General features: G+C 73.6%; 16 protein-coding genes. 12 read left to right on the top strand and 4 right to left on the bottom strand.

Going from position 1 to position 16,138, the window contains the following annotated elements:
* Positions 1-109: 109 nt before the first annotated feature.
* Positions 110-613: a hypothetical protein gene (locus tag POL25_RS38265; RefSeq protein ID WP_272091337.1), complete on the top strand. Its 504-nt coding sequence runs from the start codon at positions 110-112 to the stop codon at positions 611-613.
* A gap of 156 nt (positions 614-769) precedes the next feature.
* On the opposite strand, the gene POL25_RS38260 is transcribed toward POL25_RS38265, so the two are convergent.
* Entirely contained in the window at positions 770-1,093 is a 324-nt protein-coding gene (locus POL25_RS38260; RefSeq protein ID WP_373372143.1) for a KGG domain-containing protein, read from the bottom strand.
* Between the two features lie 384 nt (positions 1,094-1,477).
* On the opposite strand from POL25_RS38260, the gene POL25_RS38255 reads away from it, so the two are divergent.
* The 4 genes from POL25_RS38255 to POL25_RS38240 all read left to right on the top strand — a co-directional run bounded on the left by POL25_RS38255 (position 1,478) and on the right by POL25_RS38240 (position 7,044).
* Positions 1,478-2,644 carry a glycosyltransferase gene (locus POL25_RS38255; protein WP_272091335.1) on the top strand — a complete coding sequence of 389 codons (1,167 nt, stop codon included), beginning with the start codon at positions 1,478-1,480 and terminating at the stop codon, positions 2,642-2,644.
* A 739-nt stretch (positions 2,645-3,383) separates the two neighbouring features.
* Complete coding sequence (locus tag POL25_RS38250; protein ID WP_272091334.1) at positions 3,384-3,977, top strand: hypothetical protein; 594 nt, start codon at positions 3,384-3,386, stop codon at positions 3,975-3,977.
* Positions 3,978-4,194: 217 nt separating this feature from the next.
* A complete protein-coding gene (locus POL25_RS38245) occupies positions 4,195-5,202 on the top strand; it encodes a chemotaxis protein CheB (RefSeq protein ID WP_272091333.1) in 1,008 nt (335 codons plus the stop codon).
* A 57-nt stretch (positions 5,203-5,259) separates the two neighbouring features.
* Positions 5,260-7,044, top strand: coding sequence for a chemotaxis protein CheB (locus POL25_RS38240; protein WP_272091332.1), 1,785 nt, complete (start codon positions 5,260-5,262; stop codon positions 7,042-7,044).
* 93 nt (positions 7,045-7,137) lie between these two features.
* On the opposite strand, the gene POL25_RS38235 is transcribed toward POL25_RS38240, so the two are convergent.
* Positions 7,138-7,773, bottom strand: coding sequence for a response regulator (locus tag POL25_RS38235; protein WP_272091331.1), 636 nt, complete (start codon positions 7,771-7,773; stop codon positions 7,138-7,140).
* 452 nt (positions 7,774-8,225) lie between these two features.
* Between POL25_RS38235 and POL25_RS38230 the strand changes: the two genes are divergently transcribed.
* The 6 genes from POL25_RS38230 to POL25_RS38205 all read left to right on the top strand — a co-directional run bounded on the left by POL25_RS38230 (position 8,226) and on the right by POL25_RS38205 (position 13,109).
* A complete protein-coding gene (locus POL25_RS38230) occupies positions 8,226-8,573 on the top strand; it encodes a hypothetical protein (protein ID WP_272091330.1) in 348 nt (115 codons plus the stop codon).
* A gap of 158 nt (positions 8,574-8,731) precedes the next feature.
* Positions 8,732-9,076, top strand: coding sequence for a hypothetical protein (locus POL25_RS38225; RefSeq protein WP_272091329.1), 345 nt, complete (start codon positions 8,732-8,734; stop codon positions 9,074-9,076).
* A gap of 228 nt (positions 9,077-9,304) precedes the next feature.
* Positions 9,305-10,204, top strand: coding sequence for a hypothetical protein (locus POL25_RS38220; protein WP_272091328.1), 900 nt, complete (start codon positions 9,305-9,307; stop codon positions 10,202-10,204).
* 173 nt (positions 10,205-10,377) lie between these two features.
* Positions 10,378-11,763, top strand: a complete 1,386-nt coding sequence (locus POL25_RS38215; protein WP_272091327.1) for a hypothetical protein — start codon at positions 10,378-10,380, stop codon at positions 11,761-11,763.
* A 33-nt stretch (positions 11,764-11,796) separates the two neighbouring features.
* Positions 11,797-12,360: an RNA polymerase sigma factor gene (locus POL25_RS38210; protein WP_272091326.1), complete on the top strand. Its 564-nt coding sequence runs from the start codon at positions 11,797-11,799 to the stop codon at positions 12,358-12,360.
* Positions 12,357-13,109, top strand: coding sequence for a hypothetical protein (locus POL25_RS38205; protein WP_272091325.1), 753 nt, complete (start codon positions 12,357-12,359; stop codon positions 13,107-13,109). Before POL25_RS38210 ends, POL25_RS38205 begins: the two co-directional genes overlap by 4 nt.
* Positions 13,110-13,282: 173 nt before the next feature.
* Here POL25_RS38205 and POL25_RS38200 read toward each other — a convergent pair whose 3' ends face one another.
* Together POL25_RS38200 and maiA are read right to left on the bottom strand one after the other, a co-directional pair.
* Positions 13,283-13,669: a hypothetical protein gene (locus POL25_RS38200; protein ID WP_272091324.1), complete on the bottom strand. Its 387-nt coding sequence runs from the start codon at positions 13,667-13,669 to the stop codon at positions 13,283-13,285.
* Between the two features lie 283 nt (positions 13,670-13,952).
* The gene (gene maiA / locus POL25_RS38195) at positions 13,953-14,585 is read right to left on the bottom strand and encodes a maleylacetoacetate isomerase (RefSeq protein ID WP_272091323.1); all 633 of its coding nucleotides are present in this window, start codon (positions 14,583-14,585) and stop codon (positions 13,953-13,955) included.
* A 197-nt stretch (positions 14,586-14,782) separates the two neighbouring features.
* Between maiA and POL25_RS38190 the strand changes: the two genes are divergently transcribed.
* A complete protein-coding gene (locus POL25_RS38190) occupies positions 14,783-16,114 on the top strand; it encodes an erythromycin esterase family protein (RefSeq protein ID WP_272091322.1) in 1,332 nt (443 codons plus the stop codon).
* The last annotated feature ends 24 nt before the right edge of the window (positions 16,115-16,138 follow it).

Raw genomic sequence — 16,138 nt, 5'->3', positions numbered from 1 at the left:
GGCCCACTCGATTTAGTTGGATAGGATGTTCGACGGCGATCCTGCAACCCGGCGGCGACCCGAGCCTGCGGTCGTGCAATGTGCATTGTCGTATCAGACCCGCCGATTCTTGGACCGCCGCCGCGAGCCCGCGACCGATCCGGAGGTCCAGCCGCTGCGCTCTCAGGTCGAGGCGAGCTTCGAGCAATTGTGGCAGGCGGCGCTCGAGCCGGCGCTGCGGGCCGGTCACGAGCTCGACGTCGCGGCCGTCGAGGCGCGGATGGGGCCGCATCCTCTCCTCAAGGCCCAGCGGCGCTACCGCGAGCTCAGCCTGGACGGCGACCCTTTCATCGCCCGGCTCAGCCTCGACGGCCTCGCCTGCGAGCATCTGTGGCCCGCGCCGCCGTTGCCCGATCGCTCAAGCCTCGTCGTCCGCTTTCCGACCGCCGCCGCTCTGGCCGGCTTCCGGGCCACCGCCGAGCGGGCGCAGCGCGAGCCTGCCGAGCTGGCGGCGAGCGTCCTCGTCAGCTTCGCCCCCGGCGACCTCCCGGGCCCGCCTGCGCGGCCGAGGTCCAGCGAATACATCGGCCAGGGCCCGCTCGCCCGTCAGGCCTTGACCAGCGCCCGATCCTGATTGCGACGACCGCTCGCCCGAGCGTTCATTGCGTCGCTACGGCGGAGCCCCGCCCTGCCAGGATTCGTCGGGCTCGAAGAAACGGCGATGGAGCGTGCCTCGCGTCTCACGCGATCGCCGAGGCCGGCCCCGGCGATCGCGGCCCCGCCGCGGGCATCAGCGCTGGCGATGGCCGCCGCCCTGCCCGCCGCCGCCCTGGCCCTGGCCGCCGCCCTGGCCCTGACCGCCGCGCTCGCTCCGGCGTTCATCGGAGCTGCGGCTCTCCTCGCGGCCGCCCTCGCTGCGGCGGCCCCCGCCGTGCGACGCGTGGCCGCCCTTGGCGCCGATCTCGGCCATGTGCTCGCGGTCCTGGCTGACCGCCTCGCCGCCCTTGCGGCCCGCCTCCCGCGCCTCCTCCGACGTAAACTCGTGGGCCGTGCCCTTCTCGTGGGCTGCGTGGCCGCCCTTGCTGGCGATCTCGCGTTGCTTCTCTTCGTCCATCCCGGCGAAGCCGCGTCCGCCGCCCCCGCCGCCGCCCCCGCCGCCGGCCCCGCCCCGCTGGCCTTTGTTCCCGCCCTTGTTCTCGTTGCGGTTGTCGTCTCTGGTCGGCATATCGTCCTCACATTCCTTTGGCGCGGGCCGCGACCCTCCTCGACATCGAGCAGGGGCCCGGACCGCAAGGTTGCCGACATGATGGCGCGTATGCGCGCCGCGACAAGCTCGACTGTGACGATTTACCTGTCACAGCAAATCATAACACTTTCAGGCGTCCCACCGGCGGGAGACTGGGTCGCGGGAGCGGGGGGCGGCGGGCCCGACCGACCCCACCAGGTGCAAGGGAAAATCCGAGGTTGCCGCATTTCCGAGCCCGACCATACCTGGCGTATGCGCGCCGGCCTCGAAACTCTGGTCAACGAACTCGATCGGCCCCCGCCGATCCCGAACGCAGCCGACCACCCGCTCCTCTGCGTCTCGCAGCAGGCGTGGGACGACGCCCATCCGCGCCTCCGCCACCTCCTCTCTCGCAGCGGGCGGCAGCGGCGCGTCGTCTTCGTCGAGGCCGCCGTCCCGACTGCGGGACCCCCGCGCATCGACTTCGAACCGAAGGACGGCCTCGTGGTCGCCACCCCCTACCTGCCCCGCGGCCTGACCGGCGACGAGGGCGACGCCCTGCTGCGCAGTCTGCTCGACGGCGTCGTCCGCGAGCTGCACCTCGGTGGATTCTTCCTCTGGCACGATTCGCCGCGGGCCCTCTCGGCGTGTCGTCACCTCAAGCCAGCCGCCGTCATCTACTACGATTGCGCCGACGGGCCGCGCACGCCCCACGACGGTGAAGACCTCCTGCGCGAAGAGGCCCTGCGCCGGGCCGACGCCGTGTTCGTCGACGCGCCCGGGCGTTACCTCGCCCGCGACCTCGGCGCGCGCGCCCACCTGCTGCCGAACGGCGTCGACGCCCCCCACTTCACCCGCGCCCGCGACGGCGGCCCCGACCCGGCCGACCAGCGCGACATCCCCGGGCGGCGCCTCGGCTTCTACGGCCCGCTCGACGACATCGACGTCGACCTCCTGGTCGCCGTCGCCGACCTGCGCTCCGATTATCACATCATCCTGCTCGATCACGGCAGCGGCCCCGACCGGCCGCGCCTGCCCCGGCGGCCCAACATCCACGAGCTCGGGCGCAAAGCGTACGCCGAGCTGCCGGCCTACCTCGCCGGCTGGGACGTCGCCCTGCTCCCCTACGGCCACGAGGCGGCGAGGCGGCGGATCCAGCCGACGCAGACCCTCGAATACCTGGCCGCCGGCAAGCCGGTGGTGTCGACCCCGATCCGCGACGTCATCAATCCTTACGCGATCCAGGGCCTGGTGGCGATCGCCGATCAGCCCGAGGACTTCGTGATCGCCGTCGCCTGCGAGCTCCACCGCGGCGACCGGCGCCGCTGGCTGCAGCGCGTCGACTCCTGTCTGCGCGGCAGCTCCTGGGACCACACCTGGACCGCGATGGAGGCCGTGCTCGCGGGCCTGGCCTCCTCTGCCTGCGGCGCCTCGACCTGAGCCGTCGCCGCGCACCGCCCGAACGCACCCCCACTCCGCGGCGAGCGCAGCGTCCCGCAGGGGCGCCGCTCGCCGCGGCACTCTCGCGCGTCTGCCGTCTGGCATGTTCGCCCCCCGCCGGGCCTGGCAGCCCGGGCCTGTCGTGCGTGCAACTCCCGAATGCGGGCACCGGGCCCGGCGTCCCGGGCCTGTCGCGTGCAACTCCCGAATGCGGGCACGGGGCCCGGCAGCCCGGGCCTGTCGTGCGTGCAACTCCCGAATGCGGGCACCGGGCCCGGCGTCCCGGGCCTGTCGCGTGCAACTCCCGAATGCGGGCACGGGGCCCGGCAGCCCGGGCCTGTCGCGCGTGCAACTCCCGAATGCGGGCACCGGGCCCGGCGTCCCGGGCCTGTCGCGCGTGCAACTCCCGAATGCGGGCACCGAGCCCGGCGTCCGGCCTGCCGTCCCCGGTGGTCGGCCCGCCGGCTGCCTGCTTCGCGCCGAGAGCCTTTCAACGTAGCAGCGCCGCGCCCCGGGTCCAGCTCGACCGCGGGCGTTCGACCGCCGGGACCGTTGCATTCGCCCTGCCGGCATCGGCCGCGGCGAAGCCCGTTTCGCGCGCTCCCTCCGCCGGACCGCCGCGGCCAGCGAGGCCAGGTGCGCGACCCGTGGCTCCTTCGCCGCCGCCGGGACCGGCTCACGCCATTGGGTGGTTCGCGCGAGGAAATGGTTCAAGGTCAGCGCAACCGAGGATTCCATCATGAACGAAGACAAGCGCAATCAAGAACCGCTCAGCGACCTCGCCTACGACTGGGTGACCATCGTCCAGCACAAGTCCGAGGCCCTCCGCGCCTACGAGCAATACATTCATGACGCGGAGCAGGCCAACTCGCCCGAATGCGTCGAGCTCTTGCGCGAGATCTACGAGCAGGACGCCCGCCACATCGAGCAGGCCTCGCGCCACCTCGTCGAGGTCCTGCGCCACGGCTCGATGGGCGGCCGCCGCGAGGCCGGACAAGCGAGCAGCCAGGGCGGTCGCGCCGGCATGAGCCAGGGCCAGGGCGGCCGCGCGGGCGCCGGCCAGGGCAGCATGAGCGGCAACCAGGGCGAGACCGGCCGCGGCGGCACCAGCCAGGCCGCCAGCCAGGGCTCCGGCAGCATGAGCCAGGGCGAGGGCGGTCAGGGCCGGATGAGCCAGACCCGCAGTCAGGGCATGGGCGAGCCGAACCGCATGGGTCAGACCGGCGTCGGCGGCGGCACGAGTCAGAGCGACATGGGCGGCCGCGCCAACAAGTCGCTGCAGGACGAGACCGACGAGGGGAGCGCCGGTCGGCGGACCCCGCGGTCGTCGTGATCGGGTGATTGAGGGACCTCGGCCACCTGCCTAGATTGGCAAATGCGTGCCGCGCGAGCGCGGCGCGCGGTCGAGGTCGCAGCGATAGACGAAGCCGTGAACCGGATTACGACACCCGCCCGCTCGATTCCGACGATTTGACTTGCCTGGAGCCCCGCGGAATGAAGAAGGCGGGACCTTGTCGAGAGCGAACACCGCGCCGCGGGACATCATCGTCATGGGAGCCTCCGCCGGGGGCCTCACCGCGCTCTTCGACATCGTGCGCGGGCTGCCACGCGACTTCCCCGCCGCGGTGTTCGTGGCGATGCACATGTCACCCGACAACCCGGGCGTGCTGTCCGACCTGCTGCGCCGGGTGTCGCGGCTGCCGACCGGCCTGGCCCAGGATCGCCAGGCCATCGAGCGCGGCCGGATCTACGTCGCCCGCCCCGACCATCACCTGCTCATCAAGCGCGCGTACGTGCGAGTCACTCGCGGGCCCAAGGAGAACGGCTTCCGCCCGGCGGTCGACCCGCTGTTCCGCAGCGCCGCCGCGGCCTACGGCGCGCGCGTCATCGGCGTCGTCCTCTCGGGCGGCCTCGACGACGGCACCGAGGGCCTGCTGCGGATCACCGAGGCCGGCGGCCTGGCGATCGCCCAGGATCCGGCCGAGGCCACGATCCCCAGCATGCCGCTCAGCGCGATCCAGAACGTCGAGGTCCACGGCGTCCTGCCCGCGGCCGCCATCCCCGAGCTCCTGCTCCGGCTGGTGCAGGAGCGGGTCGCCGACCCGCTCGGCCTGGGCCCGGCGCCGAGCGACGACGAGGCCGAACGCGGCACCGTGTTGCAGGAGGGCGAGCCGGCCGGCACCCGCTCGCCGTACACCTGCCCTGAATGCGGCGGCGCGCTGTGGGAGGCGCCCGGGGCCGACAAGCTGCTGCGCTTCCGCTGCCACGTCGGCCACGGCTTCACCGCCGAGGCCCTGCTGTCCGGGCAGAGCGCCAAGCTCGAGGGCGCGCTGTGGGGCGCCCTGCGGGCCCTCGAAGAGAACGCCGCCCTCTACCGCCAGCAGGCCGAGCGCAGCGGCAAGGCCGGGTACGCCGGGCTGGCCCAGCAATACGAGAAGAGCGCCCTCGAGATCGAGGATTACGCCGACACCCTGCGGCCGCTCGTGCACCGGAACTCGCCGCGGCTGACGCCTCCGGCCCCGACCGCGCCTCCGCCCGATGCCGCCGCCGAGAAGTGACGCGAACTTTCGCCGCGTCACCGCTCACGCCGCCAGCGCTCCATGCCGACCCTCCCCATGCCGCCTCCCGAGACCGTCGAGGCCGTCGACGAGAACGACGAAGTCACCCCCGCCGAGACCCACCCGCCCGCGTCCGGCCGCCTGCTGGTGGTCGCCATCGGCGCGTCCGCCGGCGGCCTGGAGGCCTTCACCGACCTCCTCGACGTGCTCCCGCCGGACCTCGGCATCGCCTACGTCTACGTCGTCCATCAGGCCAGCGGGCGCGACAGCGGCCTGGCCGAGATCCTGCGCATGCACACCGCCATGCCCGCCGTGGTCGTGAACGAAGAGCTGCCGCTCCAGCCCGACCACGTCTACCTGGCGCCGCCCGGGATCCAGCTTAGCGTGCTCGGCCTGCACCTGGTGCCGACCCCGCGCCCCACCGACCGCACCCAGTACACCCCGATCGACGCGCTCATGAGCTCCCTCGCCAAGGCGCTCGAGACCTGCGCCGTCGGGGTGGTCCTGTCGGGCACGGGCGTCGACGGCTCGACGGGCCTGCGCGAGATCAAGGGCGTCGGCGGCATCACCATCGCCCAGGACCCGGAGACCGCCCGCTACGACGGCATGCCGCGGGCCGCGATCGCCACCGGCAGCGTCGACCTCGTCCTGACCCCGCCGCGGATCGCCGAGGAGCTGCAGCGGATCGGCCGTCACCCCTACGTGCGCGCCGCGTATGCGCGTCGGCCGGGCGACGAGCTCGTCATCCATCAGGAGCACCTGCTGCGGATCTTCACGATGCTGCGCAACACCAGCGGCGTCGACTTCACGCACTACAGGCCGCCGACGATCCGGCTGTGGCTGCCCGGCTGCTCGACCGGCGAGGAGGCCTACTCGGTGGCGATCGCCCTGCTCGAGTGCCTCGGCGAGGAGTCGAGCGCGGTGCCGGTCCAGATCTTCGCCACCGACGTCAGCGAGACGGCGATCGAGCACGCGCGCAACGGCCTCTACGCCGACAGCATCGCCGCCGACCTGTCGCCCGAGCGGCTGCGCCGGTTCTTCACCAAGACCGACGGCGGCAAGTACCGGATCGCCAAGGCCGTGCGCGATCTATGCGTGTTCGCCCGCCAGGACGTCACCCGCGACCCGCCCTTCTCCAAGCTCGACCTCATCCTCTGCCGCAACGTGCTCATCTACATGGGCGCGGTGCTGCAGCGCAAGCTGATGACCGTGTTTCACTACGCGCTCAAGCCGTCGGGCTTCCTCATGCTCGGCGGCGCCGAGACCGTCGGCGCCCAGGCCGACCTGTTCGCCGTCATCGACAAGAAGCACCGGATCTTCGTCAAGCGGCCGATCGAGACTCCTTCCGACTTCCCGTTCCCCGTGGAGTACAACCCCAGCCGCTCGTCTCACCGAGCCCCGCGCCTGCCCGCCGAAATGCACACGCCCCACTCTTTCCAGAACGAGGCCAACCGCCTGGTCCTCGATCGCTACGGGCCGCCAGGCGTGATCGTCGACGAGAACTTCCAGATCGTCCAGTTCCGCGGCAAGACCGGCCTTTACCTCGAGCCCGCCCCGGGCGACGCGGCCCAGAGCCTGAACCTGCTGAAGATGGCGCGCGAGGGCCTGCTCCACGGGCTCCAGACCGCGCTCTACGGCGCCCGCAAGTCCGACAGGCCGGTCCGCAAGGAGGGCCTGCGGGTCGAGTTCAACGGCGCCGGCCACGAGTTCGTCCTCCACGTCATCCCGCTGTCCGCGCCCGGTGAGGGGCGCCATTTCCTGGTCCTGTTCGAGACCGCGGGGACCAGCGAAGCCGCCCACGAGGTCACCTCGGCCCCGCCAGCTCCTCCTGTAGCTGCTTGACCCGCTCGTCGTCGGACGACCCCGAGAGCGATCCGATCGACCGGGAAGGGCAAGCGCCGGCAGGACCCCGATCCCCACGAGCGCGGCCGCCTCTCAACGACCCGAGAGCGGCCCGCGCTCGACCGCATAGCGCGTCAGCTCGGCGACCGTGCGCAGCCCGAGCGCCCGCATCAGCCGCGCCTTGTGAAACTCGACCGTCTTGCGCGAGATGCCGAGGATGTCCCCGATCTCGCGAGCCGGCCGACCCTCGGCGACCAGCTGCAGGACCTCGCGCTGACGCGCCGACAGCTCGTCGCCGAACCGATCTTCGGGCCCGTCCACCCACGGCTCGTGGGTCAGCGCCGGCGACACGAACGTGCCGCCCGCCAGGACCGTTCGGATCGCCAGCAGCAGCTCGGCCGAGGCCGCGGTCTTCACCACGTAGCCCCGCGCCCCGGCGCGAAACGCCGCCTGCACGTAGTCCGGATCGGCGTGCACCGTGACGAAGATGACCCGCCCCATGGGGTGCAGCCGCTGCAGCTGCCGCGCCGCGTCGAACCCGTTGAGCAGCGGCATCGTCACGTCGACGAGCACCACGTCGGGTCGACACTGTTGGGCCGCGGTCACCAGCGCCCGACCGTCGGGCACCGCCCCCACAATATCGACTTCGTCTGCCAAAAGGCGCACGAGGCCCTCGCGGACCAGCGTGTGATCTTCGGCCACCAGCACCCGCGGGCGCTGAGTCTTCACGTCCCCCTGAAGAGCCGCGACCTCGTTCATATCAATCCTCGACGCAGTCTTGGCCGGCGACAATAACAAACATGGCCCAATCCTTCACCCCGGAAAAACCCTGAATCACCCGCGCCACCCCCGACCGACGCGGCCTTTCGCCGGGTCGCCGGCCGCGCCCCCCGAGCCACGCTGGTCCCGCCGGCCCGTCACTCGTGGCAGCGACGATGCGACGAGAGCCGGCGCCGACCTCTCGCTGGCACGATGGCAAAGTCTCCCATCGTCGAGGCCCTCCACCGAAGCCCCGCCCGCCACGCAACCGGCGTTCGTGCGCCTCCTCCGCGGCGGGCGAGGGGCCAGCGAGGCCAGGCGTGCGGCCCGGGCGAGCGCCGCGCCGGTCAGGCCCCGGGTCAATTCCCGGGTGGCCCCGCCTGCCGCTTCGATCAGAGTCCTCGCGTCGAGAGAATCTCAGCATGACCGACGCCCTGCGCAATCCAGAGCCGCTCAGCGACCTCGCCTACGACTGGATCACCATCGTCCAGCGCAAGTCCGAGGCCCTCCGCGCCTACGCGCAATACATTCAAGACGCCCAGCGGGCCAACTCGCCCGAATGCGTCGACCTCCTGCGCCAGATCTTCGAGCAGGACGCCCGCCACGTCGAGCAGGCCACACTCCATCTGGCCCGGGTCCTGCGCCACGGTTCGATGGGCGGCCGCCCGGACAGCGAACCCGGCCGCGCCAGCCCCACCGATCCCGACGAAGCCCGCCACGGCGGCGCCAGCCAGGCCGCCAGCGAGCGACAGTCCCCGGTTTCGTCCTGATCCGTCCGCGAATTGCCGCGTCCCGACATTCGCGCGTCGCTCACCCCCAAATGACAGTGCGGGGACCGCGAATCTCCGCACCTCACCGAACCATTCCCACGCGGCGCCGACCGCCGCGCTCTCACCTCCCTTTCACCCACGAACCCATCGCTCTCACCATGAAGACCCTTCATCACACCCTCGGCCTCGCCTGTTTGCTCGCCCTCGCCGCCTGTGGCTCTCGCGCCAAGGAGCCCGCGCCCACCGCCGGCGCCGCCACTCCGGCCGGAGCCGCCGCACCGGCCGGCGCCCCCGCCCCGGCCGACACCCGCACCAACCCGCACCCCACGGGCCAGTCCGCGAACAGCCCGACCCCCGGGCCCTCCAGCGGCGCCGCCAATCCGTCCGGCACCCACCCGCCCGCGCCCGGCTACGAGCCGCCCGGCGGCGTCGCGGCCGGCGCGAAGCCCTCCGCGGACGACCCGGGCCATCACGACGCCAAGGCCGCCGACCCGGCCAAGTAGCGGGTCACACGCTCGCTCGTCGGACAACGCGCACCCTTCGCCGGAGCGACCGCGGGAACGAACCCGCTGGCCGCTCCCGCGAGCGGTGCGCATCGTCGCGTCCCGCGATCCCCGAGCGCGAAAAAATTTCGATGGATCGACGCTGCCGGTCGGACTTCATGACCGTGACGACCGACGGCGACTCGAATCGCCGCCGCGCGCCACGCCTGACTACCATCGAGGTGTACCTTGCGTTCGCTTATCCATTATCCCCTGAGCCTGATGTTCCTCGTCTTCTCGCCGGCCTGCGGCGAAAAGCACTCTCTCGGCGAGCTGACCGTCAGCGCCGGCGACCCTTCCAGCTCCTCCGGCGATCCTTCCAGCTCCTCCGCCGATCCCTCCGGCGATCCCTCCACCAGCACCACTGGCGAGCTGCCCACCACCGAGGGCAACGACCCGTGCGCCCAGCACACCGACGAGGCCACCTGCGTCGATGCCGGCTGCGAATTCGTCGGCGGCGGCGCGCTCGAGGCCGACGTCGACGGCTGCCACTGGGGCGACCAGGCCCTCGGCTTCTGCGCCAGCATCTCCGGCGGCAGCCAATCCCCGGCCATCCATTGCGACCCTGACGGCGTCCCCGTCGTCTTCAGCTTCGACCCCCTCAACATCCCGGCCGATTGGGGCAACTGCAGCTGCGAAGTCCAGGGCCTGGCGCTCGATTGCTATCGATATGCCATCAACCTGGGCCCCCAGTCCTGCGGCGCCCTCACCGACCATTGCGAATCGCTCACCGACCAGGCCAGCTGCGATCAATTCCAGGGCGACCCCGGCCTCAATGGTTGCCTGTGGGTAGAATCGACGCACGAGGTGGCCGCCGAACCCGCCTGCAGCGCCGAGCCGCCGGTCGGTCGCTGCATCCCCGTGCACCTGCGGCAGAGCGGCGGTTGCTTCGACACCTCGCCGCCCGCCTCCTGCGATCCGGCCCACGCCGGCAAGACCCCGTATTTCGGCCCCGTGGGCGAGGGCGTGCCGACCGGCGTCGAGCTCGAGCTCCTCGACGACGTGTCGTGCCAGTTCGAGCCCCTCGACTACTCGCCGTGCTGGGCCGACGAGGACAGCCCCGCCGGCTGCGACTGCGCCTGCGACTGACCGATCAACCGCACAGCAACGCGTTCCCGGGCTCCCGTCACCAGGGAGCCCGGGCCACCGCCCTCCCTGCACCGGGCCCCGAGCCGGCGGCGAGCCGTCGCGCGCTCGCCCGATCCCGCGGCTCGCAGCCCGCGATGGACAGCTCCCCGCCTCGACGATAAGAAGCGCCTCCAGTGCTCGCTGCTCGCCCGCACCGCCGCAGCGCCGGCCTCCGCCCGCCCGGCCGACGGCGCCCCGGCCCGTGCGCCTGCGCGGCCTTGGTGGCGGCGCTGTGGTCCCCGCCGACCTCCGCGAGCCTGCAGGCCCCCGCCGCCCCGGCGCAGCTCACCTTGCACTGGAGCGCCCCGCCGCAGTGCCCGCAGCGCGACCAGTTCCGCACCTGGCTCTCGGGACACCTCGGGACCGCGGCCGACCCCGCCGGCTACCCCGGGCTCACCGGCGAGGGCGTGCTCGCGCGCGACGGCGCCGGCTGGCGCCTGCGCCTCGTCATCACCCGCGACGGCGCCCGCGGCGAGAAGACCCTGCGCGGCCGCGACTGCGAAGAGCTCGCGCGCTCCGGGGCCCTGGCGCTGGCGATCGCCATCGAGCCGGCCCTGTCGGGGTCCCCGCCCGCCGGTCCCGCTCCGGTCCCGCCCAGCCCGACCTCGCCGCCACCCGCCCCGCCAGGCCCGCCTCCCGCACCCGCCCAGGTCCCCGCGCCTCCGCAGCCCGCCCAGGTCCCCGCGCCTCCGCAGCCCGCCCAGCCTGCCACCCAGCCTGGCCACGCCCCTCCGCAGCCCGCCCAGCCTGCCGCCCAGCCCGCCCCGGTCCCCCCCACGGGCCCGCAGCCCGCCCAGCCCTCCGCGCCCCCCAGTCAGCGCCCCGCCTCCCTGCAACCCGACCCGGCGCCGGCCCGGCCCGCTTCCGCGCGGCCCGACCTCGTCCCCGCCGACCCGACGCGCGAACCCGCCCCCGCTCCGGGCGCGATCGAGCCGCCCGACGGCCCGCTGGGGCCCGCGCCGCCGCGCCTCCCGGTCGGCCACGCCCTCCGGCTCGCGCTCGGCCTCGACGTCGGCGCGCTGCCGGGCATCGGCCCCGGCCTGCTGGGCGGCTACGCCCTGCGCCTCCCCGGCGTGCGCCTCGAGCTCACCGCCGGCTGGTGGCCGGGGCGCCGGCGCGACTACGCCGAGCCGCCCGGCGTGGGCGCCCGCGCGCAGGTCGGCGCCGTCGCGCTGCGCGTGTGCCCGACCCCGCGCCTGCGCCGACCCGGCCGCACGGGCGCCGGCCTCGTCGAGCTGCCGCTGTGCGCCGGCGTGGAGCTCGGCGGGCTCGTGGTGCGCGGGCTCGGGTTCGCCGGCGCGCGCACCGTCCGGACCCTGTGGGCCGCGGCCGAGCTGCAACCCGGCGTCGTGTGGCGGTTCACCCGGCGGCTGGCGCTGGCCGGCAGCGTCGCCCTGGTCGTGCCGATCACCCGCGAATCGTTCGCGGTCGACCCGCTGCCCGAGCTGTTCCGGATCGGCGCTGTCGGCTTCCGCGCCGCGGTCGGCCTCGAGGTGCACCTCGGCCGCGAGAAAAACTGACGGATCCGCCGCCCTCGCAGGACCCACGCAGCGATGCCCGCCGCTCCCCCGCTGACCGCCGCCCCGCTCGTCCCGGGCGCGCCGCACCGCGAGGCCGTCGCCGCGCTCTACCGCGCCCACGCGCGCGAGCTGTGGCGCGCGCTGGGCCGCCTCGGCGTCCAGCCGGCGGCCGTCGAGGACGCGCTGCACGAGCTGTTCATCGTCGTCCAGCGGCGCCTGCCGGAGTTCGAGCACCGGGCGGCGATCCGGACCTGGCTGTACGCCATCGCCGTGCGGATCGCCCGCAAGTTCCGCGACCGGGCCCGCCGCAACAGCTTCGAGCCCGCGACCGTCGAGTGGCCGAGCGGCGAGCGCGGGCCCGACCAGGCGCTGCTCGACGCCGAGGCCCTGCGCATGCTCGACGCCTTGCTGGCCGAGCTCGACGAGGCCAAGCGCGAGGTGTTCGTGCTGCACGAGGTCGAGGAGCTGTCGGCGCCGCAGATCGCCGCCATCCTCGAGGTCAATGTCAACACCGTCTATTCGCGGCTGCGCGAGGCCAAGAAGGCGTTCGCCAAAGCCCACGCGCGGCGCCGGCTGCTCGGGAGGGATGTTCGATGAGCCAGGAACAAGAGGACATCCAGCGGCTCGTCCGCCAGGCCCGCCGCGCCCCGGCCGACCCCGACGCGCTCGCGCGCGTGTGGCAGCGCCTGCAAGCGCCGCCGCCCGCGGGGCCCGACGACGGCGGCGTCGAAGTGCCCGATCCGTCCGCCCTCGCCGACGCGACCGAGGCCCTCGTCGGCAAGGCCGCCGTGGCCGCTGGGCTCAAGACGATCGCGGCCGCCGCGGTGATCGGCGCCGTCGTCGTCGGCGGCCGCTGGCTCACCCGCCCCGAGCCGGCCGTCCTCGCGACCCCCGTGACCCCGATCGAAGCCCCGCGCGAGCCGGCCCCGATCGCGCCCTCGACCCCGCCGCCCGCGCTCGCGGTCAGCCCCCCGCCCGAACCGCAACCGACCCGACCGACCCCGCGCCGCACCTCCGCGGCGCCCCCCGAGGACGCCCCCGATCCCGCCGCCGAGCGACGCCTGCTCGAGGCGGCCCAGGCCGCCCTGCAGCGCGACGCCCCAGCCGCCGCGCTGACCCGCCTCGACGAGCACGCCCTCCGCTTCGCCCACGGCCAGCTCGCCGACGAACGCGAGGTCCTGCGCGTGCTGGCGCTGTGCGCCGACGGCCGGCCCGACGCGGCCGAAGCCACCGCGCAGACCCTCCTGCGCACCAGCGGCCCGGGCCTGTTCCTGCCGCGCCTGCGCAGCTCGTGCGTGGGCGAGCGCCTGGCCCCGTTGCTGCGCCCCAAGCCCGCCGGCGAATGAGCGCTCGCTTCACCCGGCGCGCCCGGCCGCCCGTGGCCCGCGAGCCCGGCCGAAGCATCCGCAGGACCCGGCGCTCGACGTGGCGAGACTCCGTGCGGCCGGCCGCAGCGCGACGACGGCGGCTCCTCCACGCGTGGTTCCCCCCGGGAACTCGCGCGCACGGAGCCTGCCGCTCACGGCCAGACCTTGGCCGGCCCTTCGGGCTGCTGTGCCACCAGCTGCGCCGTGCCGTCGACGATGAAAGTGGCGCGCTCGCTGCCGTCGGCCGCGAGGAAGCGGATCCGGTTGGCCTCGATCGTCACGGTCCCGCTGTCGGGCCGCTGCATGCGGATCTCGTGGCCGACGATGTGGACGGCGGCCCGCTCGTCGCCGACGCGGATCTCCCGCGCCATCAAGACACCGAGCTGCTCCCGCGTGCTGCTCTCGCTGTACCCGCCGCCGCTGCCGCAGGTCACGAGCGCGAACAGCAGACCCACCAGGCCCAGCGTGGAGAGGCGGAGGCGACGGACCGTCGTCTCCAGGACGTGAAGGCGGGCTTCGAGCGAGTCGGGCTGATGCATGGCGAACATGGGATACCGCGAACGCGAGCCCGTCACCAGGCGGGCGCGGGCGCGCGGAGGCGACCGGCGCGAACTAGCCCAGCCATGGACCACGGGACGCCCCACGCTATCGAGTCCCACGAAGCTCGCCCTGAGCCCCCGCCACGCCCGCACGACGCGCCCCGCGGGACGGGCTGCCCTTCACGACATGTCTCTTAGACCATGCCCGTTCAGACATGCCCGTTCAGACATTCTCCATGAGACATGCCCCTCGGGGCATGTCGTCCTGCCCCGAGAATTCCGCTCAGCGCGGCGCGTCCGGCTGCGCGTCCGCGTGGGCCTTTTTAAAACAGTCGAGCTGCGCGCAGTTGGCCTCGACGCGCAGCAGCGTCGGCAGGCGCGACAGGTCGACCCCGACCCGGCGGGCGAACGCCAGCTCGGGCACCAGCGTCAGATCGGCGAACGTCAGCGCGTCGCCGACGCTGTACCGCCCCGCCAGCGGCAGCGTCATCGCCTCGAGCGCCGCCAGCCCCCGGCCGACGAAGCGTTGGATCCACGCCGAGGGGTCGGCCCCGAGCGACGCCACATGCCGCTCCACCCCCGTGTTCTGCAGCGGCTGGATCCCCGCGTTGACCACCTCCGTCAATTGCCGCACCCGCACCCGCGCCAGCGGATCGCGCGGCAGCAGCGGCGGCTTCGGCCACCGCTCCTCGAGGTACTCCAGGATCGCGATCGACTGCGTCAGGTAGAGCCCCTGCTCGAGCTCGAGCACCGGCACCTGCGCCATCGGATTGAGCTGGCGGTGCTCCAGCGAGTTCTGCGCCCCCTCGCCCGCCAGCAGGTCGACTGGCACATACTCGTGGGCCAGGTTCTTGTACGCCAGAGCGATCCGCACCCGCCAGGTCGACGTGCTGCGCCAAAATCCGTGGAGCTTCATGCTCTGCTCTTATAGACCCCGCTCGCCGCCGCCACCAGCCGCGAAGCGCGTGCGCCCGGGCCTGCGCGCGAGGAAATTTCGCAGCGCCAGCGGCCGCACGTCACGCCGGTGCGGGAATGATTCGTCGTCCCCGCGTCACGCCTCCGCGCCCGCCCCCGCGAGGGAATAATTCACCACACCTGCGGTCCTCGGCCCGCATGTCTTCGCCTCGCCTGCTCGCCGGGTGCTTGCCGCTGCTGCTCGCGTGCTCCCCGTGGACTGGCGCCGACAGGCCCTGGCGACCCGTGCAGCCCGAGATCGCCGGCTGGATCGCCGACCACGCCGTCCCTGTCGTCGACGCTGACGGCCGCCTCGCCATGGCCCCCGTCTGCGACGCCGTCCCGCCCGGCGCCATCCTCGGCCTCGGCGAGAGCAGCCACGGCGTGCACGAGCTGCGGGCCGCCCAGCTCGCCGTCGTGAAGTGCCTCGCCGCCCGGCCCGAGCCGCTCACCGTCCTGTTCGAGACCTCCTACCAATGGATCGCGCAGCTCGACGCCTACGTGCGCGGCGGAGCGCGCCCCGAGCTCGGCAGCGACGTCGTCGCCACCCGCGACCTCGACGAATTGCTCGAGTGGGTCCGGGCCCACAACCGCGACCTCCCGCCCGCGCGGCAGGTCCGCCTCGGCGGCCTCGACGTGTCCTGCAGCATCGGCTGCGGCGAGCACGTCCTCGCCTACGTGCGCGCCGTCGATCCGCCCCACGCCGCGCAGACCGAGGCCGCGCTGGCCCTGCTGCGCGCCCCGTGGGCCGACCATCAGGCCGACGACGGCGCTCGCCTGCGCGCCGCCGTCGCGGCCGAGCGCGCCCACCTCCTCGCCCACCGCGACGCCTACACCCGCGCGTACGACCCCGACGCCTGGGGCGAAGCCGTGCACCGCCTCGACCTCTTGCTCGCCAGCATCGATCGCGCGCTCGGCAGCTTCCCCGCGCCCACCGACCGCGACCGCGTCATGGCCGACAACGTCGCCTGGTTCCGCGAGCGGGCCCGCCCCGGCGAGACCCTGGCGCTCGTCGCCCACAGCGGCCACGTGGCCGCCAGCACCACCCTGCTGCCCAACGGCCGCCGCAGCCCGCCGAGCATGGGCGAGCACCTGCGGCGCCGGTTCGGACCCGCGTATGTCCCCATGCACATGACCTTTCAGACAGGCTCGTTCGCCGCCTACCGCGCCGGCCGGATCGGCAGCGAGGAGCCCGGCTTCGCCAACCCGCTCGGCGTGTACCGCGTCCCCGCCCCGCCGCGCGGCACCTTCGAGGCCACGCTGGCCGGCCCGCGCGACCCATACCTGCTCGACCTGCGCCGCCTCCCCGCCGACAGCGTGGTCGCGCGGTGGTTCGAATGGGAGCAGCACGTGCGCAACCTCGGCGTCGCCTACCGGCCCGCCTTCGCCCGCTGGCCGCTCTCCAGCGTCGTCTGGTCCCGCCTCAGCCCCGCCCTCGCCTACGACCTCGTGCTGCACTTCCCGGTCGTCAGCCCGGTCGTCCCGCTGTGACAGTGCTTTTGAGTCATGTCCCCA

The organism is Nannocystis bainbridge, assembly GCF_028368995.1.
Lineage (GTDB): Bacteria > Myxococcota_A > Polyangia > Nannocystales > Nannocystaceae > Nannocystis > Nannocystis bainbridge.
The sequence above is the reverse complement of the archived record's forward strand: the minus strand, read 5'-3'. Positions and strand labels throughout refer to the sequence as shown.

Coding starts and splice junctions, on each gene's coding strand:
- POL25_RS38260 (WP_373372143.1), bottom strand. CDS start 1,093: ATGGACGAAGAGAAGCAACGCGAGATCGCCAGCAAGGGCGGCCACGCA.
- POL25_RS38255 (WP_272091335.1), top strand. CDS start 1,478: ATGCGCGCCGGCCTCGAAACTCTGGTCAACGAACTCGATCGGCCCCCG.
- POL25_RS38250 (WP_272091334.1), top strand. CDS start 3,384: ATGAACGAAGACAAGCGCAATCAAGAACCGCTCAGCGACCTCGCCTAC.
- POL25_RS38245 (WP_272091333.1), top strand. CDS start 4,195: ATGGGAGCCTCCGCCGGGGGCCTCACCGCGCTCTTCGACATCGTGCGC.
- POL25_RS38240 (WP_272091332.1), top strand. CDS start 5,260: ATGCCGCCTCCCGAGACCGTCGAGGCCGTCGACGAGAACGACGAAGTC.
- POL25_RS38230 (WP_272091330.1), top strand. CDS start 8,226: ATGACCGACGCCCTGCGCAATCCAGAGCCGCTCAGCGACCTCGCCTAC.
- POL25_RS38225 (WP_272091329.1), top strand. CDS start 8,732: ATGAAGACCCTTCATCACACCCTCGGCCTCGCCTGTTTGCTCGCCCTC.
- POL25_RS38210 (WP_272091326.1), top strand. CDS start 11,797: ATGCCCGCCGCTCCCCCGCTGACCGCCGCCCCGCTCGTCCCGGGCGCG.
- POL25_RS38205 (WP_272091325.1), top strand. CDS start 12,357: ATGAGCCAGGAACAAGAGGACATCCAGCGGCTCGTCCGCCAGGCCCGC.
- POL25_RS38200 (WP_272091324.1), bottom strand. CDS start 13,669: ATGCATCAGCCCGACTCGCTCGAAGCCCGCCTTCACGTCCTGGAGACG.
- maiA (WP_272091323.1), bottom strand. CDS start 14,585: ATGAAGCTCCACGGATTTTGGCGCAGCACGTCGACCTGGCGGGTGCGG.
- POL25_RS38190 (WP_272091322.1), top strand. CDS start 14,783: ATGTCTTCGCCTCGCCTGCTCGCCGGGTGCTTGCCGCTGCTGCTCGCG.